19 protein-coding genes and 1 pseudogene are annotated in these 22,172 nt (G+C 44.4%); 17 read left to right on the top strand and 3 right to left on the bottom strand.

The features are described 5' to 3' along the window. Positions 1-102 precede the first annotated feature (102 nt). The 8 genes from V1L65_RS17185 (at position 103) to V1L65_RS17150 (ending at position 13,095) form a co-directional block, all read left to right on the top strand. The gene (locus tag V1L65_RS17185; protein ID WP_331700443.1) at positions 103-4,587 is read left to right on the top strand and encodes a CBM96 family carbohydrate-binding protein; all 4,485 of its coding nucleotides are present in this window, start codon (positions 103-105) and stop codon (positions 4,585-4,587) included. A gap of 30 nt (positions 4,588-4,617) precedes the next feature. Then, positions 4,618-5,865, top strand: coding sequence for a sialate O-acetylesterase (locus V1L65_RS17180; protein WP_331700442.1), 1,248 nt, complete (start codon positions 4,618-4,620; stop codon positions 5,863-5,865). A 471-nt stretch (positions 5,866-6,336) separates the two neighbouring features. After that, a complete protein-coding gene (locus V1L65_RS17175) occupies positions 6,337-7,308 on the top strand; it encodes a sugar-binding transcriptional regulator (RefSeq protein WP_331700441.1) in 972 nt (323 codons plus the stop codon). A 49-nt stretch (positions 7,309-7,357) separates the two neighbouring features. After that, positions 7,358-8,272, top strand: coding sequence for a sugar ABC transporter substrate-binding protein (locus V1L65_RS17170; protein WP_331700440.1), 915 nt, complete (start codon positions 7,358-7,360; stop codon positions 8,270-8,272). A gap of 16 nt (positions 8,273-8,288) precedes the next feature. Continuing rightward, a complete protein-coding gene (locus tag V1L65_RS17165; protein ID WP_331700439.1) occupies positions 8,289-9,788 on the top strand; it encodes a sugar ABC transporter ATP-binding protein in 1,500 nt (499 codons plus the stop codon). A gap of 5 nt (positions 9,789-9,793) precedes the next feature. Further along, a complete protein-coding gene (locus tag V1L65_RS17160) occupies positions 9,794-10,753 on the top strand; it encodes an ABC transporter permease (RefSeq protein WP_331700438.1) in 960 nt (319 codons plus the stop codon). A gap of 2 nt (positions 10,754-10,755) precedes the next feature. Then, complete coding sequence (trpA, locus tag V1L65_RS17155) at positions 10,756-11,568, top strand: tryptophan synthase subunit alpha (RefSeq protein WP_331700436.1); 813 nt, start codon at positions 10,756-10,758, stop codon at positions 11,566-11,568. A 12-nt stretch (positions 11,569-11,580) separates the two neighbouring features. Then, on the top strand, positions 11,581-13,095 hold the full coding sequence (locus tag V1L65_RS17150; RefSeq protein ID WP_331700435.1) for a xylulokinase: 1,515 nt from the start codon (positions 11,581-11,583) through the stop codon (positions 13,093-13,095). A 69-nt stretch (positions 13,096-13,164) separates the two neighbouring features. Here V1L65_RS17150 and V1L65_RS17145 read toward each other — a convergent pair whose 3' ends face one another. The 3 genes from V1L65_RS17145 to V1L65_RS17135 all read right to left on the bottom strand — a co-directional run bounded on the left by V1L65_RS17145 (position 13,165) and on the right by V1L65_RS17135 (position 15,915). After that, a complete protein-coding gene (locus V1L65_RS17145; RefSeq protein ID WP_331700433.1) occupies positions 13,165-13,299 on the bottom strand; it encodes a DUF4023 family protein in 135 nt (44 codons plus the stop codon). Between the two features lie 109 nt (positions 13,300-13,408). Then, positions 13,409-13,924: an anaerobic ribonucleoside-triphosphate reductase activating protein gene (gene nrdG, locus V1L65_RS17140; protein WP_331700432.1), complete on the bottom strand. Its 516-nt coding sequence runs from the start codon at positions 13,922-13,924 to the stop codon at positions 13,409-13,411. Further along, complete coding sequence (locus V1L65_RS17135) at positions 13,921-15,915, bottom strand: anaerobic ribonucleoside triphosphate reductase (RefSeq protein ID WP_331700431.1); 1,995 nt, start codon at positions 15,913-15,915, stop codon at positions 13,921-13,923. Before V1L65_RS17135 ends, nrdG begins: the two co-directional genes overlap by 4 nt. A gap of 331 nt (positions 15,916-16,246) precedes the next feature. Here V1L65_RS17135 and V1L65_RS28760 point away from each other — a divergent pair. The 9 genes and pseudogenes from V1L65_RS28760 to V1L65_RS17095 all read left to right on the top strand — a co-directional run. After that, positions 16,247-16,357 (top strand): annotated as a pseudogene (locus V1L65_RS28760) (S-layer homology domain-containing protein); the annotation flags it as partial. Between the two features lie 15 nt (positions 16,358-16,372). Beyond that, entirely contained in the window at positions 16,373-16,795 is a 423-nt protein-coding gene (locus tag V1L65_RS17130) for an S-layer homology domain-containing protein (RefSeq protein ID WP_331700430.1), read from the top strand. A 148-nt stretch (positions 16,796-16,943) separates the two neighbouring features. Next, positions 16,944-17,456: an acyl-CoA thioesterase gene (locus V1L65_RS17125; RefSeq protein WP_331700429.1), complete on the top strand. Its 513-nt coding sequence runs from the start codon at positions 16,944-16,946 to the stop codon at positions 17,454-17,456. Positions 17,457-17,541: 85 nt separating this feature from the next. After that, positions 17,542-18,126 (top strand): TetR family transcriptional regulator, encoded by a 585-nt coding sequence (locus V1L65_RS17120; protein WP_331700428.1) that lies wholly within the window; start codon positions 17,542-17,544, stop codon positions 18,124-18,126. Positions 18,127-18,248: 122 nt separating this feature from the next. Next, positions 18,249-18,584 carry a DMT family transporter gene (locus V1L65_RS17115; protein WP_331700427.1) on the top strand — a complete coding sequence of 112 codons (336 nt, stop codon included), beginning with the start codon at positions 18,249-18,251 and terminating at the stop codon, positions 18,582-18,584. Then, positions 18,584-18,898 (top strand): DMT family transporter, encoded by a 315-nt coding sequence (locus tag V1L65_RS17110; RefSeq protein WP_331700426.1) that lies wholly within the window; start codon positions 18,584-18,586, stop codon positions 18,896-18,898. The genes V1L65_RS17115 and V1L65_RS17110 overlap by 1 nt, the downstream gene beginning before the upstream one ends. A gap of 129 nt (positions 18,899-19,027) precedes the next feature. Beyond that, a complete protein-coding gene (locus V1L65_RS17105; protein ID WP_331700425.1) occupies positions 19,028-19,705 on the top strand; it encodes a response regulator transcription factor in 678 nt (225 codons plus the stop codon). Continuing rightward, a complete protein-coding gene (locus V1L65_RS17100) occupies positions 19,695-21,167 on the top strand; it encodes a sensor histidine kinase (RefSeq protein WP_331700424.1) in 1,473 nt (490 codons plus the stop codon). Before V1L65_RS17105 ends, V1L65_RS17100 begins: the two co-directional genes overlap by 11 nt. 120 nt (positions 21,168-21,287) lie before the next feature. Beyond that, the gene (locus V1L65_RS17095) at positions 21,288-22,166 is read left to right on the top strand and encodes a carbohydrate ABC transporter permease (protein ID WP_331700423.1); all 879 of its coding nucleotides are present in this window, start codon (positions 21,288-21,290) and stop codon (positions 22,164-22,166) included. Positions 22,167-22,172 lie beyond the last annotated feature (6 nt).

Genomic DNA, 22,172 nt, shown 5'->3' with positions numbered 1-22,172 from the left:
CTTGTTGCAACTATCCACAATGAATCGACAGTCTCTTTCTAGTGGTTACAGGATGTAATCTACGGTCAATCTAGCTAATGTAGCTGAAGGAGGACAAAAATAATGAGTAGAACTACTAAAACTGTAAGCGCTTTAATTGTTATATTATCAATGTTTTTCGGATACCTTCCAGTAAAAAGTGAAATAGAAGCAGTGCAAGCAGAATCTACTAGCGATTTTGACCAAATGAGGTCGAAATGGCATGAAGTATTGACCGGCGGGGCATGGAATGATCCAAATGATCCGGATGTTAGGGCGATCATTGAAGCTCAAATATCCGTCATAACGAATGATGAAGCTATTGGACATTGGGATACGATGAATAAAAATGCGGAGCGTACAACGCTTTGGGAAGATCTGGCGAGTACGATTTCTTCACCTCAAATTACAAGCAGTTATAACCGAATTATGGCGATGGCAAGAGTTTATGGGACGATAGGTTCAACCTATTATAAGAATGCATCACTGCGAGAAGATATTATTGGCGCATTGGAATGGATGTATGCCAATCGCTATAACGAGCTATCTGCCTCCTATGATAACTGGTGGGACTGGGAACTGGGTATCCCGCTGGAACTGAACAATATAATGACGATCATGTTTGATGATCTGACTGAGGAGCAGGTCGAGAGATTCAGCCGCCCTGTTCTAAAATATTCTCCTGGCATTAAATACAATGATACGGGAGCAAACCGATTATGGCGTGTGTCCGTTCTTGGATTAAGCGGCGTATTGAATCAAAATGCAGCGCTTCTCCTTAAAGCGCGTGATGGAATTAGCGATGTATTACTTTATGTGAATGACGGAGACGGATTTTATGAGGATGGCTCATTCATCCAGCATAACAAGCATCCGTATAATGGAGGGTATGGAAAGGCGCTGCTAGGCACTATTGCCAACATTATTTATTTATTGAAGGACTCAGCATGGGAGGTTACAGATCCGAATATAAAGAATGTGTATAGTTGGGTAACGGATTCGTTCGAGCCGCTCATCTACAACGGAGCATTAATGGACATGGTTCGAGGAAGAGAAATTTCACGTGAGTACGCTGAAAATCATGTTGTTGGTCATCAGACGATTTCCGCAATTCTAATGCTTTCGAGGTCCGCTGATTCGGTAAATAAGCTAAGGTTTGAACGTATGGTGAAGAATTGGATAGTAAACGATCACTATCGTAATTATATTAGCCATGCTAGTTTAAACGTTATAGGACAAGCCAAAGCTTTGCTCCAAAATAGTGACGTCCAGGCCCGGGATGAGTATGTTTTGAACAAGGCATTCTCATCTATGGAAAGGGTTGTTCATCACCGTGAGGAATTTGCTGTTGGCTTAAGTTTATCCTCTAACCGAACCTATAAGTATGAGGCACTTAATAATGAAAATTTGAAGAGCTGGTACACATCGGATGGCATGACCTATTTATACAACGGAGATTTGTCGCAGTATAGCGACGGCTTCTGGGCTACGGTCAATCCTTATCGTCTTCCTGGCACGACTGTGGATACCCGCGAAAGAATTGCTGGTAATGCTTCCAATTATACTTCAAAAAACCAATGGGCAGGCGGAACTGTACTGGATGACGTATATGGAATTTCGGGTATGGAGCTTGATGCAGAGGGAAGCGATTTGAAGGCGAAAAAATCATGGTTCATGTTCGATGATGAAATTGTTGCATTAGGTGCGGGGATTTCCAGTAATGAAAACAGAACAATCGAAACTATTATTGAAAATAGGAAATTAAGCCGAACCGGGAGTAATATATTGACGGTAGACGGCGCAGTTAAGATGGTTAATACAGGTTCACAGGAAACGATGAATGATACGTTATGGGCGCATTTATCCGGAGAGACAGCGGAATCGGATATCGGTTACTTCTTTCCTGGCAGCGCAAAGGTTGAGGGCTTGAGAGAACTGCGGACTGGGGCATGGTCGGATATAAATCAGTCCAAAGGTTCTTCAGATTTAATCTCCAATCATTTCCTTAATTTATGGTTTGATCACGGTGTTAATCCGAATAACGCGGAGTACGCCTATGTATTATTGCCCAACAAGACTGCTGCACAGACAGGGGAATATAGTGAAAGCCCGGACATTCAAATTGTCAAAAATACAGAAGAAGTTCAAGCGGTGCGCGAGAGTGATCTGGGGATATTGGGCGTTAACTTCTGGGATCCGGGCCGCGTGGAATATATTAAAAGCTATCAAGCCTCTTCTGTTATTGTCCAAGAAGAAGCAGGGCAGCTCAGTGTGTCTGTGTCAGATCCTACGCATGCTCAGGATAAAGTAATTATTGAGCTCAGCAAGGCGGCGACGAATGTAATAAGCCAGGATCCGACGATTACGATCCTAGAGACAGCACCTATAAAATTTGCTGTTAATACGGCCGGCTCTATGGGGCGTTCGCATATGATTAAGCTTTCTTACGACTCTGAGCTTATGAATCCTGTGAAGAAGCTGTATCCTGAAGCAGATGCTTATGTTGACAGTACTCAGCCTGATTCAAATTTTGGCTCAGAAGCGTGGCTTGAAGTTGACGCTGCTCGTGAATCATTGTTGAGATTCGGCCTTCCATCTCTAAATGAAGAAATAGATGCAGCGACATTAAACCTGCTTGCCATTTCAACGGGGTCACCAAGTGAAGGTCAATCAAACGTCGTTCATGAAGTAATTCAAAATGATTGGATAGAAACAGGATCTGCAGGTGTTACCTGGAACAGTAAGCCACTGACCGGGAATGAGCTGGGAGTATTTACAGCCAACGAAAAGGCAGATTGGGTAAGCTTGGATATGACGGAATACATCCGCTCACATTTTGATGAAAACCATAAGGCAGGCTTTGCTATAAAGCAAAGCGAACCAGGGTTGATTTCTAGTATTTATAGTAAAGAAACAGATAATCCAGATAATCGGCCCTATTTAGTCATCACATCCTATCTGTTTACAGGTGCACAGCTTGATCGGGTTGAGGCATCGATAGAGGGTCCTAGTGTAATAAAGGTTGGAACAAGCACTAGGCTGATGATTGCGGGAAGGATGGAGGATGACACACTAGCGGATCTGACGGAAGGTGACATCACATATGTAAGCAGCCACCCCAATATAATATCGGTTGACAACCAAGGAAATATTGCCGCGATAAAAGCAGGCAGAAGTACAATAACGATTTCGGTTACGCTTGATGGTAGAATGATAACAACAGATGTATCGGTTGCGGCAACAGTTAATGGCCTGCGCACGATAGAGATTTTGGCAGAGGCTGACAGCTATGTGCACGAAAAGACACCAGATACGAATTATGGAAGCGCTACAGGAGTTCCAGTCACAAATAGTCGTTCTCAAGCCCGTGAAGCTTACTTCAAATTTGACCTCAGTCAGATCGAAGGCGAGATTTACTCTGCGAAGCTGAAATTATGGGCCACAAACACGGATGGCAAAGGCGGAATGAAAGAAAACAAGGTGTATATAACAGATAATAGCTGGGAAGAAAACACTATTACTTGGAACAACAAGCCTGCTGCAAGCTATTATGCTGGCTCGATAAATGTTGATCCGGGCTGGAAATGGCAGGAAGCAGATGTAACCTCCGCTATTGTCGATCAAATGGAATTAGATCGCAGGCCAAGCTTTGTAGTGCTTCAAGAAGGGGAAACCCGCTTTATTAATATTTTTAGCAGAGAGAAGCCAAGTGAACAACCAAGACTAGTACTGCAAACATACGATACTCCCCCTGCTGAAGGAGCTGATAGGAGATTATCGAAAATTCATGCCACAGTTCCCGGAGCAACCGTGCTTAAAGTGGGGACGGGTACATCGCTGACCGTTGAAGGCGTGATGGAGGATCTTTCCATTACGGATCTGGCTGAAGCTGATATCATTTATAACAGCAGTAAACCAAGCGTAGTGACAATTGATACTCAAGGGAATATTTCAGCTGTGAAGGCTGGGAAAAGTACGATTACAGTCACAGCCACACTTTACGATATTACCAAAACAACGGATATAGTAATTGTAGCAACGGCAGATGGGTTAAAAACAATAGAAGTATTACCAGTCGCGGATAGTTATGTCGCTTCCAATTTACCTGACCAAAATTATGGAAGTACAGGAGGACTCCCGGTAACTAGTAACAAGTCTGGCATTCGGCAAGCTTACTTTAAGTTTGATCTAAGCGGAGTCCAAGACGAGATTTACTCCGCAACGTTTAAGCTGTGGGCTACAAACTCGGATGGCAAGGGCGGCGTGAAGGAAAATAAAGTGTATCAGACAAGCAATGACTGGACTGAGGATGAGATTACGTGGAGTAACAAGCCTGCAGCGGGCAGCTACATGGATTCATTCTATATCGATCCTGGTTGGAAGTGGCAGGAAGCCAACGTAAGCACTGGAATTGCAGGCCAAACAGGAGCTGGGCAGACCTTTAGCTTTGTTGTGCTTCAGGAAGGGGAGGCACGATATATTACAATTTACAGCAAGGAAAAGACAAGCGAACAACCACGTTTGGTTCTGCAAACCTATACTTTGGAGGAGGATGAAGAGGAATTTTAGACATGAATTAATTTATTGGGAGTTGCAGAGATGAATGAGAATGTGGATCATGCCGAAAATCTGGCATTGGGAAAAACGACGGTTATCAACCAGGGCGGGACGCTTGCAACAACAGATGCAGCCTATATAACAGACGGCGACCCAACCACAATGTGGAGATCCTATTCACCCGGAGCGCCTTCGGTATTAGCTGCAGATGTAACTTTGGATTTAGGCTCTCTGCAGCTATTTAATAAGATTGTCCTTACTGAGTATAAACAGAAGGCTAATCAATTACTAGTAAGCATTTCAGATGACAATGCCAGTTGGAATGTGGTGCATAACGAAATTCTTCCGGCCTCTAGTGAGACTAATAGAGAAACAACGATTACCGTCGACAATCTAGCGGCCAGATATATTAAGCTTTCCGCTCCGGACGCGTCCTGTGGATTCGGCATATATGAACTTGAAGTCTATAATATTTCTAGCTTTTCAAGCATGATTGTTTGTACTGATCATTACGGCGGACCAGAAGTGAAAATTAATTACCCGAAAAGGGATTTTCATTTGTACCTGCTTATAGGACAATCCAACATGGCTTCAAGAGCGCCTTTCGAATCTCAGGATATCGCAGCTATGGATAGAACCTATTTATTTAACGGGCTCAATCAATGGGAATCTGCCGGGGCGGGACTTATAGCCAATTATCCGGGTATCAATACCCTTCAAGGATTAAACAGATATTCTTCAGTAGAGGTTATGACGAAAACGAATGGATATAGTCTAGGCAGCTCTTTTGCACAAGCCATAACGGAACGATTTCCCGACATCGGTGTGGGTATTATTTCCAATGCAAGAGGCGGCACGAGTATGGCTGAATGGCAAAAAGGTAGCGGTACCGATCTTTATGAAGAAGCAGTAAGAAGAACGCTTTCGGCTATGGAGTCAGGTACGTTAAAAGGAATTTTATGGCATCAGGGAGAATCAGATGTAGGTCATGTCAGTACGTATATGAGCAGTCTTCATATGCTTATTGCGAATCTGAGGGAAGATCTTGGCGTGCCGGATGTGCCTCTTATAGTGGGACAGATTTTGCCTGGGAAGAGCGATTCCTTTAACACGCTGCTTACAACCGTTGGTCAGCATATAGAACAATCCGAGTGGGTATCCAGCAACGACACTTTTTCTATAGGAGATGGAACACATTTTGATAATGCCAGTCAAAAGCTGCTCGGATTAAGGTATGCGGATAAGATGATCCCGCGTTTATTGAGCGGCTTCGCTTGTGAATCTGATTGATAGAAAATTACGCATTTTAATATCGGCCAAGCCATTCTTTCGAGGGATGGCTTTTTTTTGATTAGATGCATTAGCATTGAGCAATAAGTGGTCAGTAAAGTGGTCAGACGTTCCGCTATTAAGCGAAAAGTTCTTGTTTTGAAGGGTGAAAGTGACACACGTTCCGTTATTGAGCGAAAATGTGGTGAAAATCCACTCGTATGAGCCGGATAGCGGAACGACTGTTCGCCAAACTCAAAAAGTGATGTTTTTAAGGCGGATAGCGGAACGTGTGTCCAGCAAACTCGGCACGTTAACCTCAACAGATACTTTTTTGTTTCGTCTTATAGGAGTATTAGTGGGGAGACTTCCAATGAAAGGGAAAAGGAATGGAAAAAATAGATATTGTAAACGGTTTTAAAATGGTGTATATTCAACTTGAACATATTCTTAACCTCTGAACAAATGTTCAAGGACGAGGGGGGAGGTTGCATGGGACAACAAGAAGAACGGATAAGGCTGCTGGTTAAGATTAGTACGCTTTATTATTTAGATGGTATGAACCAGCAAGAAATTTCCAATCGGCTTGGTGTTTCCAGACCACAAGTAAGTCGTTTATTAGCGGAAGCGAAGACAGAAGGGATCGTTCAAATCGATATTCACAATCCTTTCTCAGAGGAACAGCAGTATGAGCGGGCTATATCAGAAACATTCGGCATTCAAGATGTCATCGTGGTGCAATCAACTGGGGATGACCAAGGCAAGGAAGACGTACTTCTTGCTCGAGCAGCTGCAACCCTGCTGGAAAGTGTTATACGCGATAACGATACGGTCGCTATTATGGCTGGTCGAAGCATCGCTTCTGCGGGAGCGAGGCTGCGTTACAACAACACGAAGGGAACTTCCTTTGTACCGATGATTGGCGGTTTTGGATCGGATGGATCGAGTATGCACGCAAATACGAACACACGGATTATGGCGGAGAATATGAAGGGGAGTTACTCGCTGCTCAATGCGCCCGCAATCGTTGTTTCGTCAGAGGCTAGAGAGCATTTTCTTGCTGAACGCGATATAGCCAATGTATTAGAGAAAGCACGAACAGCTGATGTGGCCATTGTCGGTATTGGTCAGGTTACGAAAGAATCTGCAATAGTTCAATCGGGGTATTTGCAGTCGAGCGAGGTGGAAGCGATTCATAAGCAAGGAGCTGTATCACAAATAGGAGCTTCTTTCTTAAAGGCGGATGGCGAGCATCTTGAAAACGAGCTGGAGTCCAGAATTATCGGGTTAAGCATTGGAGACATTAAAAAAATTGCTAACGTTATTGCAATTGCAGGGGGCAAGCATAAGGTAGAAGCCATTGCCGCTGCTTTGCGGGGAAAATGTATGAATGTGCTTATTACTGATTTGGTGACGGCTAAGCTTGTCCTGGAATGGAATCGCTTAAATCCTGTTTCTTCCTGACAGTTACAAAGAACAAGAAATTAGAAAACGATTTAAGGAGACATTGGAAATGAAAAAATATGCAACATTACTCATGATTGTAGCATTAGTAGTAGGCCTTTTAAGCGCTTGCGGATCGAAGTCTGAAAACGGCACTAAAACCGTTTCAATTATTACACCTTATTTATCTTCAGTAACAACAAATCAAATGGTAGAGTCTCTTAAAAAGCTAGCATCCGACAAATCTTGGAAAACGAACGTAATTGATACAGCAGGCGATATTTCTCAAATGGCAAGCCGTCTGGAGGATGCGATTACATCTAAAGTAGATGCGATCGTTATTGTCAGCAGCGACCCAAGCCAATTGACAAGCCAAATTCAAGATGCTAAAAGCAAAAACATTCCTGTATTCGGCGTAGACTCCGGTTATGTTGACGGTATGGCAATGAACGCGACAAGCGACAATGCGCAAATGTCTCAATTAATTACGGATTACTTGCTAGGCGAAATGGGCAATAAAGGAAATCTGGTTGTATTGACTCACCGTCCGCATCCAGGCGTGCTTGCCCGTACAGAAAAGCTTGATCAAATTCTAGCTGAAAACAAAGACATTAAGCTTGTAACTGAGCAGCAGGTTGATGTTCCTGGTCCAATCGAAAACGCTCGTAAGCAAATGGAAAATATTCTTCTATCCAATAGTGCGCCAGGCGCTGTTACAGCGGTATGGGCTGGCTGGGATGAAGCAGCTATCGGTGCAGCACAAGCGATTGAAGAAGCAGGCCGCTCAGACATTATCGTTACTGGCATTGACGGAAACAGCCAAGCCATTGAAATGATTGACCGCAACTCTCCACTTAAAGCAACTGTTGAGCAAAACTTTATTGGTATGACTGAAATCGTTGTAAAACAAATTGAGCGTGTATTCAACGGCGAACAGGTTGAGGCTACTGAGATGTATGCACCGGCATCTTTGATCAAGAAATAAGAGGAAGGTGTATGAAATGTCATTATTGAACGTCGAAGGACTTAACAAGATATTTGGTAAACACTATGCGCTATCCAACGTACAATTCGAAATTGCACCTGGAGAAGTACATGCGCTAGTCGGCGAGAACGGCGCAGGCAAATCAACCTTTATTAAAATAATAACAGGTGTTTATTCTCCAGATGGCGGTACGATCATGTGGAAGGGCAAGCCGGTTACTATTACAGCTCCTATTGACGCTCGAGAAATTGGAATTAATGTTGTGCACCAGGATCGCCACCTGGTGCCATCGTTTACCGGTTATGAAAATTTGTATTTAGGCCTTCCTTATCCGAAAGCGATGGGGGTAGGCGTGGATTGGCAGTCTATGAAGCAAAGAGCGCAAAAGCTGATGGATCAATACGGTGTAAAGCTGGATATGAACAAAATAGCTGCTCGCATGACGCCGCCGGAAAAAACGATGCTGGAAATTTTAAGAGCAATGATGATGGAATGCCATCTCTTGATTCTTGATGAGCCGACAGCGGCATTAACGAACCAAGAATCGGAGCAGCTGTTTGCACTTATTAATCGGTTAACTGAACGTGGAACAGCCATACTGTATGTTTCCCATCGTATGGATGAAATATTTAGATTATCAGATCGAATTTCTGTATTCCGCAACGGTGCATATGTGGCAACAGTCAATACCAAAGAAACGGACAAAGATCAGCTTATATCTTTAATGAACAACAAAGAGTACAAATCAAAGGTCCGCGAGGAAAGCGAAGCTCAGCGTGAAAAGGTTGTGCTGGAGGTTAATCAATTATCCAGCAAGGATCAACGAGTGAAGGACATTAGCTTCCGTGTTCATGAAGGTGAAATTGTCGGCATGTTCGGCCTTGCCGGTGCAGGGCGGACAGAGCTTTTAGAAACCATATATGGCCTGCGTGAAAAAAGCGGCGGCGAAGTGAAGCTGATGGGCGAAGTGAAGCATTTGCGTACGCCAAGAGAATCGCTCGATGCAGGTGTAGTGCTTATTCCGGAGGAGCGCAAACGCGACGGAATCATTCTTGATATGAGCATACGTGAGAATATGACGCTTCCATTGTTAAAGCGATTTGCCAATGCATGGCGGGTACGCCTTAAGGATGAGAAGAAAACGGTGAAAAATTGGGGAGACAATCTGCAGTTAAAGTCTACCGGCACAGAGCAGAAAGTTGGAGAGCTTAGCGGCGGCAATCAGCAAAAGGTCGTGTTCGCCAAGGCTCTTATGCAAAATCCAGTATTGTTTTTGTGTGATGAGCCGACCCAAGCAGTAGATATTATGACTCGCGATGAAATTCATCGCTTATTGCGAGTAGAAGCAAATAAAGGCGCAGCTGTGTTGTTTGTTTCTTCTGATTTGCAAGAAATATTAGATGTGGCCGACCGTATTTATGTGCTTCATCAGGGTAAAATCGTCGCTCATTTGACTTATAAAGAAGCGACGCCTGAAAAGGTGCTTGCCTACTGCTTTGGCCAAGGAAAGGAATGATATAGATGGAAATCACACAGAAAAAGCAGCCGTATATGCATCTATTCCGTTCCTACGGAACTGTACTAGCCGGTTTGCTGATTATATTGGTATTTAGTATTTTAAGCCCCAATGCGTTTGCCACATTAGATAATGCGATAAATATTTCTAGACAAATTGTATTTTTAGTTCTTATGGCGCTTGGCGCAACTCTAGTAATGGCAGTTGGAGAATTTGACCTTTCAGTAGGGGCTATTGCTAGTTTAGGCGGCGTATTCGCAGCAAAATTAGCGGTAGCGGGATATCCTATTGTCGTCGTCGTTCTAATTCCAATCCTGTGTGCCTTCGTTATTGGTTATATTAACGGCTGGATTGTTACCAAATTCCGAGTGCTGTCATTTATAACGACATTAGGAATGGGGACAGTTATTGGCGGGATCAGCTTCCGAGTGACTAACGGGGCGACTATTTTTCAGAATATTCCAAAATCTTTCCTTTATTTAGGTCAGACCAAATGGGGCGCGATCCCATTGCTGTCCATTATTATGATCGTTATTACAGTGCTTTTCTGGTACATCATGTCTCATACTGCATTTGGACGTAAGTTGTATGCAATTGGCGGCAACGAGTCAGCATCCCGCGTAGCAGGGGTAAAGGTTGCTTTTAATAAAAATTTAGCATTTGCGCTTTGCAGCGTACTAGCGACGCTGGCTGGTATTCTTATGGCTTCGCGTCTAGGTTCTGCACATCCTACTGGTGCGGACGGATTATTTTTGAATGCGTATGCTGCTGTATTTCTAGGTATGACTTGCTTCAAGGAAGGTACGCCAAACATTTGGGGAACTTTCGTTGGGGCAGCGATTATCGGAATTTTGTCTAATGGCATGACCATTCTTGCAGTACCTACTTTCATGCAAAATGTTATTACAGGTTTAATTGTTATTGTGGCGGTGCTTGTGCAAAAATTTGGAAAAGGTAGTGCTTAATAATGAAGCAAGGAATTATGTACAACAAGAGAAATATAAACACATGGGAAACTGCACGCGAGCGTCAAGAAGGATTGCTAATAGGTTATTTGGTTTCAGGAGATCCTTCTCCTGAAACCTCGCTTCAGCTTATTAAAGAAGGAATTGAAGCAGGGATCGATATACTTGAACTGGGAATTCCAAGCCAAGAGCCTAAGCTGGACGGACCTATTATTCAGCGTGGACATCAACGCGCAATTGAAAACGGGTCAGATGATATTGCCGTTATTATAGAGCAATGCCGTAAAATAAGAAGTATGGTTAACAATCCGATTTGGGTTATGGGCTATAAGACAGAAGTAGTGGATAGCGGACTATATATCCAATTAACAGAGCAAGGATTGATTGATGCTTTGGTGCTGCCTGATTGCACATTGGCAGAGCAGCAAAAAATCGAGGAAGAGGTTGCCGGCCATGGCGTGGATGTGATACGTTTTGTTAACGGCGGCATGGATGATGATATGATGCGCCAGGCTACAGACGGATCTTCCATTATATATGCGCAATCTTACACTGGAGCTACAGGCAGCTCTGAAGCCAAAGAGGATAGTTTGGCAGAGCTGTGCGGACGCACGCGCCAGTTTTTGCCTAACGGCATGATTGTTGCCGGCTTTGGCCTTCGTACGCCTGACACCGTTAGCGGAGTTATGGCCAGCGGCTTTGATGGCGCTGTTGTAGGAACAGCCTTTGTATCACGACTTGAGCATGGTGAAAAGGATTCATTCCTTCGTTTAATTGCTGATATGAAGCAGGCAACGATGCATGTGCCTAATTAGGGGGGAGAGGCGATGAGTTACATTGCTGCCTTCGATATTGGAACGACAAATATCAAAGGTGTATTGGTCGACCAGCAGGCTAAGCTATGGCATGAGCTTAATTTGCCATTAGAAACATTGGTAAGCGCTGATGGAGGGATGGAGCAGCAGCCTGAAGCATGGTATGATGCGGTCGTCCAAATGGCTAATTCCTGGTTTTCCTCAGGTGTAGAGCCTGAAGCGATTCGCTGTATAAGCTTTAGCGGCCAGATGCAGGATATGATCCCGATCGGAAGCGATTATGTCCCGGTACGGTCAGCTATCTTGTATTCCGACAGCCGCGGCACGAGCCAAGCGGAATTAATTCTGAAACAGCTTGGCGAAGCGGAGATTGCTCGTATTACTGGAAATCATATGGACGGAACGTTGACTTTTCCAAAAATACTGTGGATGCATGAGCATGAAAAAACGCAATATGAAGCCACAGAAAATATACTTATCAGCTCGAAGGATTATGTGATTGCCAAGCTGACTGGCCGATTCGTGACAGATCCGACTGCAGCAGCTACGGCTGGCTGCATGGATATTGCCAATCGTGTATGGGCGGCGCCATGGTTTGAGCAGTTCGGATTAGATGTGGCAAAAATGCCGGCGATTTGTGCATCGGACGAAATTGTCGGAACTGTGCATGCGCAAGCAGCTGCTGAGACGGGGTTTGCCGAAGGTACTCCCGTTCTATGCGGTATAGGCGATGCCGGTTCGGCAACGCTTGGAGCAGGTGTATATCAGGAAGGCGATGTATATGTCTATCTGGGCACCAGCGGTTGGATGGCTACAGTATCCGAGCAATTTACCGATGTCAAAAGCGGAGTATTCAATCTTTCCTATGTAGAGCAGGGTAAATATATATCTGTTGCTCCTATAACGAATGGCGGCAGTGCTTATCGCTGGGCAATGGAGCAGTTTAGCAGTTCAGCTGCTTCGTTTCAAGCTGATGGGGATCCTTACGAGGTATTTGAGCAGCAGCTCAAAAACGCCGAACGGGGCGGATCGTCCAAGCTGCTCTTTTTACCTTACTTAAATGGTGAGCGATGCCCGGTTCAAGATCCGGAGGCAAGCGGTTCTTTTATCGGTTTAAGCACGACCAGCACAAATACACAGATGGCTGTAGCGGTGCTGGAAGGCGTAGCCTTTGCCTTGCGGCAAATTATGAACTTCGTCGTACCAAATCAAACGATCAACAAGCTTACGCTTATTGGCGGAGGAGCAAAAAGCGCCGCATGGTGCCAGATCATTGCTGATGTGCTGCAGTGTAATATTATAGTACCGACGCAGTCGCAATATTTGCCTACCATCGGCACAGCTTTATTAGGCTTCCAGCATGCAGGCTGGGGAGAAGGCTACCGCGAGCTATGCGATCAAATTATGCAGAAGCAGCAGCTGACTGAATATGCTCCCAATCAACAGCTTGCGGGCCATTATGACTCGCAGTACAAAATTTATGAACAGCTTTATGACAGGCTGGCTCCAATATATCGCCAGCTATAAAGAAACTGCACCTTCATTGTAAAATGGATATTTTACGATGAGGTGCAGTTTTTTTATTGAATTATAGCCTTATTTATTTGTGCCATGTTGCTTATTGGGCAGCTTGTGCCCGGCGTGCGCCTTTCCTTGCCGCTTTTTGCTTCGTTCATTTCTGCGTTGATTCTCATGCAAATCTTCCAAATAATGGCGAGTATCATCTACCATTGTATATAGCCCCTCCTTTGTATGCAGGTTGAGCTTAGGTTTACCAGTCTTATTCGATTTATGTGCTGCAAAAAAGTGAAATGACCCTGGTCGACAAAACCATGTACCCTCATAGATCGAAGTGGTTTATTAGTTGCAGGGTCTCTGTTTCTAAGCTTAGAGGGACATTAATAATCCTCTGGTTAGAAGAACCGCGATATAGAAGCGTAAGATCGCGAAGCTGCTCGTTATATTTTCCATCGATAATAACATCACATAACTGGAGGAGCTGAAACTTACTGTCGTGTTTATTGCCTATAAGTGCTTCAAATGTAAATCCGGTATAACTCCATATGTCCAAGTAGGGGAGCCGCTGCCTGATGGTTTGGACAAATGGAATAAGCTCCTCTGCCGAAAAGAACGGATCGCCGCCGCATAATGTAATCCCGCGCAGCAGCGGATTGGCTGCAATGTCGTTCAACAATTCAGCTTGCTTTGCCTCATGGAATGGCTCCCCTGCCTCGAACGACCACGTCTGTTTGCTAAAGCAGCCTTTGCAGCCATGCCTGCACCCGCTAATGAACAGTACAGCGCGCAGGCCTGGTCCTTCGTTAATGCTTTCAGGGTAGAAGCCGCATATATTCATAGATGCTTGACGCGATCTTTAACCTCAGCTACCTTCGCAGCGTTGAAGCGGGTTAAATAATCGCCGGTCAAATATCCAGTAACGCGCCGCAGACGCCGGAAGGGCTGCTCTTCCTCGCTCGTGCAGCAAACGGGGCAAGTATTGCCGATTATGCCTTCATAACCGCAAACAGGGCAGCGGTCGATCGGGTGATTGACGCTGAAATAGCTAATATCCTGGGAAAGGGCATATTGAACAATTTTAAGAAAAGCCTCTTTATTGTTCCGTGCATTGCCACCAAGCTCGATATAGGAAATGGCTCCTGCATTGCACAGCTCGTGGAAAGGGGCTTCGAGTTTTATTTTGGCTGCTGCCTGGATCGAGTAATAAACCGGTATGTGAAAGGAGTTGGTATAGTACTCTCGATCAGTTACTCCGCTAATTGTGCCATACTTGGCGCGATCCTGTTTCGTAAATTTACCGCTTAATCCTTCTGCTGGAGTAGCAAATAAAGTAATGTTGAGGTTATGCTCCTCGCTTTTCCTATCACAGTACTGGCGCATAAAGCGAATAAGGTCAACGGCTTTGCGATAAACGTCTTTATCCTCCGCGTGATGCTTCCCATACAAAGCCTTCATACATTCTGCGATACCAATAAAACCTATCGATAAACTACCGTGCTTGAGCAAATCATGAACAGATTCATCAGGCGCCAGCTGAGATCCGCCTTCCCATACATCTTCACGCATCATGAAGTCGGAAGCTTTGGCTTTTTGCCCAGCTTGTATTTTGTAGCGGTGAAGCAGACCAAGCAGGGCGATGTCCAGCTTGTTTTGAAGAGCTTGATAGAAAGCTTCCTCGTCAGCTTCTGACCGTGCTTCCAGACAAATGCCATAGTCGATTCCCAGCTTCACCAGATTAATGGTGTTAAAGGATAAATTCCCTTTGCCGGACAGCCGGTTGCGCCCGTAACGATCGCCAATTACTCTTGTCCGGCAGCCCATAGTCCCGAATTCTGTATCAGGCTCACCAGCTACATAATAAGCCGCATTACAAGGAGCATCGATATTGGCAAAGTTAGGATAAAGGCGCTTTGAGGAGCATTCAATGCTTTTTAGAAACAGCTCATAGTTTGGCTCGCCGGGCAGCTGATTCACGCCTTGCTTGCATTTGAAAATTTGTATAGGGAATACAGGCGTTTCGCCGTGACCAAGCCCTTTGATAGTTGCATTCAAAATTGCATCGATAATCAGCTGTCCTTCTTCTGATGTGCAAGTGCCGTAGTTAATGCTCGTAAAAGGGATTTGACCGCCTGCCCGCGACGACATCGTGTTCAAATTATGAATAAGCGCTTCTGCAGCCTGGTTCGTTTCCTCAATCGTTTGCAGCCTTGCAAAACGATAGGTTTCGGGATAGCGGACAGCGAGCTGTTTATTTGAGAAAGTGAGATGCTCAAAAGTATCGTATCCAGCAGCTTCCTCGAACGGGATTTCACTGCCATCAGGTGCAGCCAATACTTTAGCCTGCTCTTGAATCAATTGCTGAGCTTTAATGAAATGCTTTTGAAATGATTTATTGATATAAGGCGCCAAATCCCAATCAAGCTTGCTAGCGGAAACACCGCCATATTGGGCATTTTGCTGGGATTGAAAAATGATCGCTGTCAGCGCCATTGCAGTTGTAATCGAATTCGGCGGACGGACGCTGCCATTGCCGGTATTAAAGCCTCTAGCCAGCAGCTTATCAAAAGGAATAAAGATGCAATTCGTTGTGCCGAGAACGTATTGATCCAGGTCATGCACATAGACTTCATTTTGATCAATGGCTGTTACAAGCTCTTGAGGCAAAATGGAATGCTTGGCATACCATTTGGAAAACTCACTGCCAAGCTTGCTCATCTTCCCTGAGAAGCTCTCTCCATTCATATTTGCGTTCTCTCGGGTAATATCCTGATCCTGTACGTCAATAATGGTTTGCGCCAATTCAATAAAATCAGCTGACGATTGCGACATGCCAAACACCTCTTCAACATTTGTAATCAAGTGCCATTCAGGAAAATCAACAATCAATATGTAGATATATTCGAATGATAATCTAATTCGACATACAACTTCTAGTGGATGTTGAAGAAGACACAAAAAATTAAAACATTGTACTTTAATTCGCAATCAATTCGTCGGAAATTTGACATTAGTTTAACTTGTTCTTCGGACCCTTCTTTGGTTAAACCCAAATCCAGGCGAGGGCGGTACGAGTCCTAACCTAGGTGGCGGAACTGACGAATCAAACGAAGAGGGAGGCACCGATCCTAATCCGGGTGAGGGAACAGAGCAACCTTTATTTATTGATATTGCTGGGCATTGGGCGGGAGAATGGATTGCTCAAGCAGCTAAACTCGATATCATTAAAGGATTTGAGGATCAATCCTTTAAACCCGATGCAGTTGTAACACGTGCGCAGTTTGCTGTAATGATAAGCAGAGCTTTGCAATTGCAACAAACTGATAATGAGAGTAAGGATGCAGCAATAATCAATTTTACGTTTAAGGATGATTCCGTTATTCCGGCATGGGCAAAAAACCATATTGATCGAATTGCTTCGGAAGGGATTATTAACGGCTATACGGATGGAACATTCCGGCCAGCTGATCAAATTACACGTGCAGAACTTGCAGTTATGACCGTTAGAGCACTTCGATTAGAAACGAAGCAGGAAGCTAAGCTTACATTTGCTGATTCCGAACAAATAGCGGCTTGGGCGAAGCCTTACATTGCAGCAGCTGCTCAGGCAGGTATTGTGAATGGAAAGGGCAATAACCGATTTGCTCCATCTGACACAGCAACAAGAGCAGAGGCGGTCAAGCTAGTATTGGCGTTGTTAGAAAGTAAATAGTATCGATTATTATAATTTAATAAGGAAGCTGCCATTGAGTAAGTATTTACTTTAAGGCAGCTTTCTTGGTTATTCAGGCGTAAGAAGACCGCATTGTGGGGACAATATCAGAAGGAAATCATCACTATATGAAAGAGTGTGAATATCGTTGGATAAAAAGTTTGTAAAGGAAACCCGCTGTTTTAAAATATCAAGAGTTTTTCCGCCGGATGTAAATAATCATAACACCTTGTTTGGCGGAAAATTAATGTCGTATATGGACGATATTGCATCCATTTCTGCATCTAAATTATGCCGTGTTACCGCAGTTACTGCTTCTGCGGACTCTGTGGATTTTTTGCACCCTATCAGACCGACCGATTCTGTTTCATTGGAGTCTTTTGTTTCATGGACAGGGAGAACATCTATGGAGGTTTTTGTTAAAGTGGTTCGGGAGGATTTGAGAACGGGAGAAAGAAAGATTGCAGCTACTTCATTTCTTACTTTTGTAGGCATGGATGAGTATAATAATCCAATACCGGTGCCTCAGGTCGTGCCGGAAACAGAAGAGGAAAAAATATTGTTTGAAACGGCAGGGCAACGCAAGGAAATGAGAAGAAGCCGGCGAGAGGAAAGTAAAAAGTTTGCAAGTTTTTTACTAACGAACTACCCTTGGGAGTAAGTGTATACGTATGCTGAGCTTGACGCAATATTTTCATCATGATAAAATGAATGACAGTCATTCATAAATGGAGGTGGTTGCCGTAATGTCAAAAAGCCTCGACGGTAAATACGATAAAATTTTAAAGGCTGCAATTGAAGTCATTTCTGAGAAAGGGCTTGATAAGACGTCCATATCAGAGATAGTGAAAAAAGCAGGAGTTGCGCAAGGCACTTTTTACTTATATTTTCAATCCAAAAACGCTTTGATTCCAGCAATTGCCGATAATCTTCTAACGATGACTTTAGGAGTGATCAAAGAGAAGGTCGAGGGAGAAAAAAACATTTGGCGAATCCTTGAGATTTTTATAGATGAAACGTTCCGAATTACAGACTCCTATAAAGATGTAATCATTCTTTGTTATTCGGGATTGGCTATCGACCATTCGCTTGAAAAGTGGGAAGCGATCTATCAGCCTTATTATGACTGGTTTGAAAGTATTTTAACTAGAGGGATGGAAAGCAAGGAGCTTTTTGGAGGCATTCATGTGAAATGGACGGCCAGAATGGTTATTAACCTGGTGGAAAACGCTGCCGAGCGTTTTTATATCGGAAATGAACAGCAGGATACGCTCGAGGTATACAAATCAGAAGTGTTTGATTTTGTGAAAAGATCGCTGGGAACCAGCTAGTATGCTTGTTAATGTAAGAAACCGTTTAGTGTTAAGTCTTTAAAGTCTGGCGCTGAAGAAGCGCCTATTTTTAAACAATAAAATGACTGACATTCATTCATTTTATAAAGGGGCGTTTATAGATGAAGTGGTTACCTGTATTTATCGCCGGTATTCTGGAAGTCGTTTGGGCATCCAGCCTGAAGCATGCAGAAACGGCTCTGGGATGGATTGTGACAATATTATTAATTGCTGTAAGTTTTGCTTTGCTGATTTATTCCTATCGGCAAATTCCTGTTGCAGCAGCTTACACCGTATTTGTCGGCATTGGCGCAGTCGGCACTTATTTGGTAGGCATTCTGCTCGGTGAGCCATTCTCAGCCAGGCAAATCTTTTTCCTATTTATTTTAGTGGCCGGAGTAGTGGGCATGAAAACTTTTACGAAAGCAAACAGTAATGAAACAAGAGGTGAAAGCTGATGGTTTGGGGATATTTGATATTGGCAGGAATTGAAGAGGTTATCGCAGTTATTGCCATGAAAAAAATGGATGGTACTAGAAAAAAATGGCCTATTGCCGTTGTCATTGTTGGTTTTGCATTTTCATTTTATTGTTTATCACAGGCGATGCAGACTTTATCCGCTGGTGTCGCATATGCCGTATGGACGGGAATTGGCAGTGTAGGTATTACTATTGCAGGGATCTTATGGTTTAAAGAAAAATTTACTTGGCTGCAAATGCTGTCCTTATGCTGTATTCTCATTGGGGTTTCCGGATTAAGACTAACTTCGTAATACGTCTTTTATGAAAATCTATGCTCGTCATAGCGCTGTCACATTGCTGTTCTATAATAATAGAGAACGTCTATAGTTTGATTTTATATAATGGTTATATTCCTATATCAGTGACGGAGTGAGGCTGCTTTGAAAAAAGTATTTGTGGTGGAGGATGAACAGAGCATTGCCAGACTTCTTCAAGTCTATTTGGAGCGGAATGGTTTTATGGTGAAGTGCCATGCGGGAGAGCAGGATGTTCTGGCTGTTTTTCAATCCTGGAAACCGGATTTAGTGCTGCTTGATTTAATGCTGGAAGAGACACAGGGCATGGAAATTTTGCAGCAAATCCGGCAGGAAGGGAGCTGCCCTGTCATCATTGTTACAGCAAGAGGAGCTGTGCCTGATCGTTTGGAAGGCTTGCAGCTCGGTGCGGATGATTATATCGCCAAGCCATTCGATCCTGAGGAAGTGGTTGCGCGTGTAAAAGCTGTGCTGCGGCGTTCTCCATATTTGGCTGATGCAGAGATTATCCGGCTGGGCAGTTTGATTATAGACTTTTCATCTCAAGCTGCAGCAAGAGGGCAGACGCCAGTATCGCTTATTCCGCGTGACTGGCAGCTGCTGGCTTTTTTGGCCCGCCATCCTAATCAGTGCTTCAGCCGCGAGCAGCTGCTTGACCGGGTATGGGGAATCGATTTTGCAGGCGGAGACCGTTCGGTTGACGCCGCCGTCAAGCGCATACGAAAAAGCTTGCAGGGGTGGCCAGTCAGCGAAGGGGAGATTGTAACGGTCAAAGGAACGGGGTATAGCCTACGTGTTTATTAAACGCAAACAAATTAAAAGTATTTCCTCTACAGTTCCGCTGCTGAGGTATTGGACCTGGCGTTTTACGCTGCTTTTGCTGATTTTGCTAATTGGTTTTGGTTTGCTCGGTATTAGTTGGATTAGAGAGAGCGCCATGAATCAGCAATTTGCAGTACTGGAAGCAAGAGCGGAGCTGCTGGCCTCTTATTATTCAAAAGCAAAGGATGAACAGAGGCATATCAAGACAATGCCTGCCGATCAGACAGGTCAGATTAGTGATGAACCTGTTGCGCCAATTACGGCCATACCAGTTACTCCTGCCATTCCAAAGGATGTTTATGTGCAAATATTTGATTTTGCCAGCGGTTCGATCAGCACGGAAGGGCAGAAGCTGCCAGACGGGTTAAGCCAGAAAACAGATTTTCCTAAAGCGATGGCTGCAGAAAGAACAAAGGAAGTCATTTCTGCTGATCATAATAAATGGTTTCGGGTAGGAATGCCGCTGTATTACAACAATCAGTATGCCGGAAAATATTATGTCAGCATGGGTGTGGATAACAGTTTCGAGCGAACATATATATTGATTTTGGCAGCCATAGGTCTAATCGCGCTTTGCGGCTGGATGGTCGTTTATTTACTTTCCCGTTCTCTGACAAAACCGCTGCGCCAGCTGGCACATGCTGCAGGTCAAATTTCTGGCGGCAATTACAGGCCTGAGCTGCCAGATTCAGCGCAGATTAAGGAAGCAGAAATTTATCAGCTCGTTCATTCGTTTGATGACATGTCTGCCCGGCTTGAACAGCTGGAGCGGCTGCGTACTGATTTACTGGCAAGCGTGTCTCATGAGCTGCGTACACCTGTTACTTCGATACGCGGTATGATACAAGCGGTGAAGGATGGGGTCGTGACCGGCTCAGAGGCGGAGGAATTTATGCAAATTTGTATGAATGAATCGAAACGGCTGCAAACAATGGTAAATGAGCTGCTGGACTTCTCGGCTATGGAGACTGATCAAATACATGCGTCCAAAGAGAAGGTGGAGCTGTCACTGCTTATTGGCGAGGTCATCACGCAGCTTCAAGCGATGACAAAGTTTGCAGCACTGGATTTAATTGCAGAATTGCCAAGCTCTGATATTACCTGTATTGGCGATCCTACTCATCTGAAGCAAATTTTGTTTAATTTGATCAGCAACAGCGCTGCCGCCGGAGCGAAACAGATTAAGATAAAAGCAAGCAGAGAGGAAGGCATTATACGGATTGATATATCCGATAATGGCAAGGGCATTCCAGCTGAGGAAGCACCCTTTATATTTGAGCGTTATTATCGCGGTGACAGCAGACGCAAGAAGAAACAGGGCATGGGGCTGGGACTCCCTATTTGCCAATTGCTCGCCAAGGCGAATGACGGAAAGGTAGAGCTGCTGCAATCTGCACCGTCTGGAACAATTTTTCGGATTCAATTAAAAGCGTCAAACACATAGATCAGTTATTGCACAGCTGGAAGCGCCGATGATCGGCGCTTTTTTTGTTTCCGTCATTCGGCTGTCATATTGGACAGGTATGATACGGTATGCCGGACAAACAAGAGGAGGTTGGCGTTCATGAAATTTAACCGTTCGGCAAGCAAGGAAATAATGGTCGCTTTCTGCTTCTTGATCCCCAGCTTCGCCGGATTTGCAGTTTTTTATGTGATTCCTTTCGGTCAGAGCGTAATGACCTCTTTCCTGAATGAATTCGGTGGAAGCGGAGATGGGAGCGGCTGGACATTAGGCAATTATGCAGACCTGCTGGCGAGCTCTTCCTTTCGCAAAGCGGCGGGCAATACGTTTCAATTTATGGCAGCCAGCGTTCCGATTATTACTGCTGTAGCCCTTGGCTTGGCGCTGCTGCTTAATCAGCGGGTGTTTTTCCGCAATTGGCTGCGTACAGCATATGTGCTTCCGCTTGTTGTGCCGGTTGCATCCGTTGTGCTGGTGTGGCAAATCCTTTTTGACTGGAATGGCGCTCTGAACGCCTGGATGGAGCATATAGGACTGGACCGGACAGATTGGATGAAGTCGGACTGGGCGCCGCTGGTCATTATTCTAATTTATGTATGGAAAAATATCGGCTACAATGTGGTGCTGTTTCTGGCCGGCCTGCAAAATATTCCAGAGCAATATTACGAGATTGCCAGCCTGGAGGGGGCAAGCAGGCTGCGTAAATTAAGCATTACGCTAATTTACTTAACGCCTACGACCTTTCTTGTTGTGCTAATGTCAATTTTAAATTCATTCAAGGTATTTCGCGAGACGTATTTGGTAGCGGGGGATTACCCTCATGACAGCATTTATATGCTGCAGCATTATATGAACAATATGTTCCTGTCGCTTGATATTGAGAAGCTGTCTGCTGCGGCTTCGCTTATGGCGGCCGCCATACTATTGCTCGTTATGATTATGTTCCGGATGGAGCGTGTGTTTCGTTCTTATATGGAGTAGGAGGTA

This window comes from Paenibacillus sp. IITD108, assembly GCF_036541265.1.
GTDB lineage: Bacteria > Bacillota > Bacilli > Paenibacillales > Paenibacillaceae > Pristimantibacillus.
This window is presented reverse-complemented; position numbering and strand designations above follow the sequence as displayed.

Coding starts and splice junctions, on each gene's coding strand:
- V1L65_RS17185 (WP_331700443.1), top strand. CDS start 103: ATGAGTAGAACTACTAAAACTGTAAGCGCTTTAATTGTTATATTATCA.
- V1L65_RS17180 (WP_331700442.1), top strand. CDS start 4,618: ATGAATGAGAATGTGGATCATGCCGAAAATCTGGCATTGGGAAAAACG.
- V1L65_RS17175 (WP_331700441.1), top strand. CDS start 6,337: ATGGGACAACAAGAAGAACGGATAAGGCTGCTGGTTAAGATTAGTACG.
- V1L65_RS17170 (WP_331700440.1), top strand. CDS start 7,358: ATGAAAAAATATGCAACATTACTCATGATTGTAGCATTAGTAGTAGGC.
- V1L65_RS17165 (WP_331700439.1), top strand. CDS start 8,289: ATGTCATTATTGAACGTCGAAGGACTTAACAAGATATTTGGTAAACAC.
- V1L65_RS17160 (WP_331700438.1), top strand. CDS start 9,794: ATGGAAATCACACAGAAAAAGCAGCCGTATATGCATCTATTCCGTTCC.
- trpA (WP_331700436.1), top strand. CDS start 10,756: ATGAAGCAAGGAATTATGTACAACAAGAGAAATATAAACACATGGGAA.
- V1L65_RS17150 (WP_331700435.1), top strand. CDS start 11,581: ATGAGTTACATTGCTGCCTTCGATATTGGAACGACAAATATCAAAGGT.
- V1L65_RS17145 (WP_331700433.1), bottom strand. CDS start 13,299: ATGGTAGATGATACTCGCCATTATTTGGAAGATTTGCATGAGAATCAA.
- nrdG (WP_331700432.1), bottom strand. CDS start 13,924: ATGAATATATGCGGCTTCTACCCTGAAAGCATTAACGAAGGACCAGGC.
- V1L65_RS17135 (WP_331700431.1), bottom strand. CDS start 15,915: ATGTCGCAATCGTCAGCTGATTTTATTGAATTGGCGCAAACCATTATT.
- V1L65_RS17130 (WP_331700430.1), top strand. CDS start 16,373: ATGATAAGCAGAGCTTTGCAATTGCAACAAACTGATAATGAGAGTAAG.
- V1L65_RS17120 (WP_331700428.1), top strand. CDS start 17,542: ATGTCAAAAAGCCTCGACGGTAAATACGATAAAATTTTAAAGGCTGCA.
- V1L65_RS17115 (WP_331700427.1), top strand. CDS start 18,249: ATGAAGTGGTTACCTGTATTTATCGCCGGTATTCTGGAAGTCGTTTGG.
- V1L65_RS17110 (WP_331700426.1), top strand. CDS start 18,584: ATGGTTTGGGGATATTTGATATTGGCAGGAATTGAAGAGGTTATCGCA.
- V1L65_RS17095 (WP_331700423.1), top strand. CDS start 21,288: ATGAAATTTAACCGTTCGGCAAGCAAGGAAATAATGGTCGCTTTCTGC.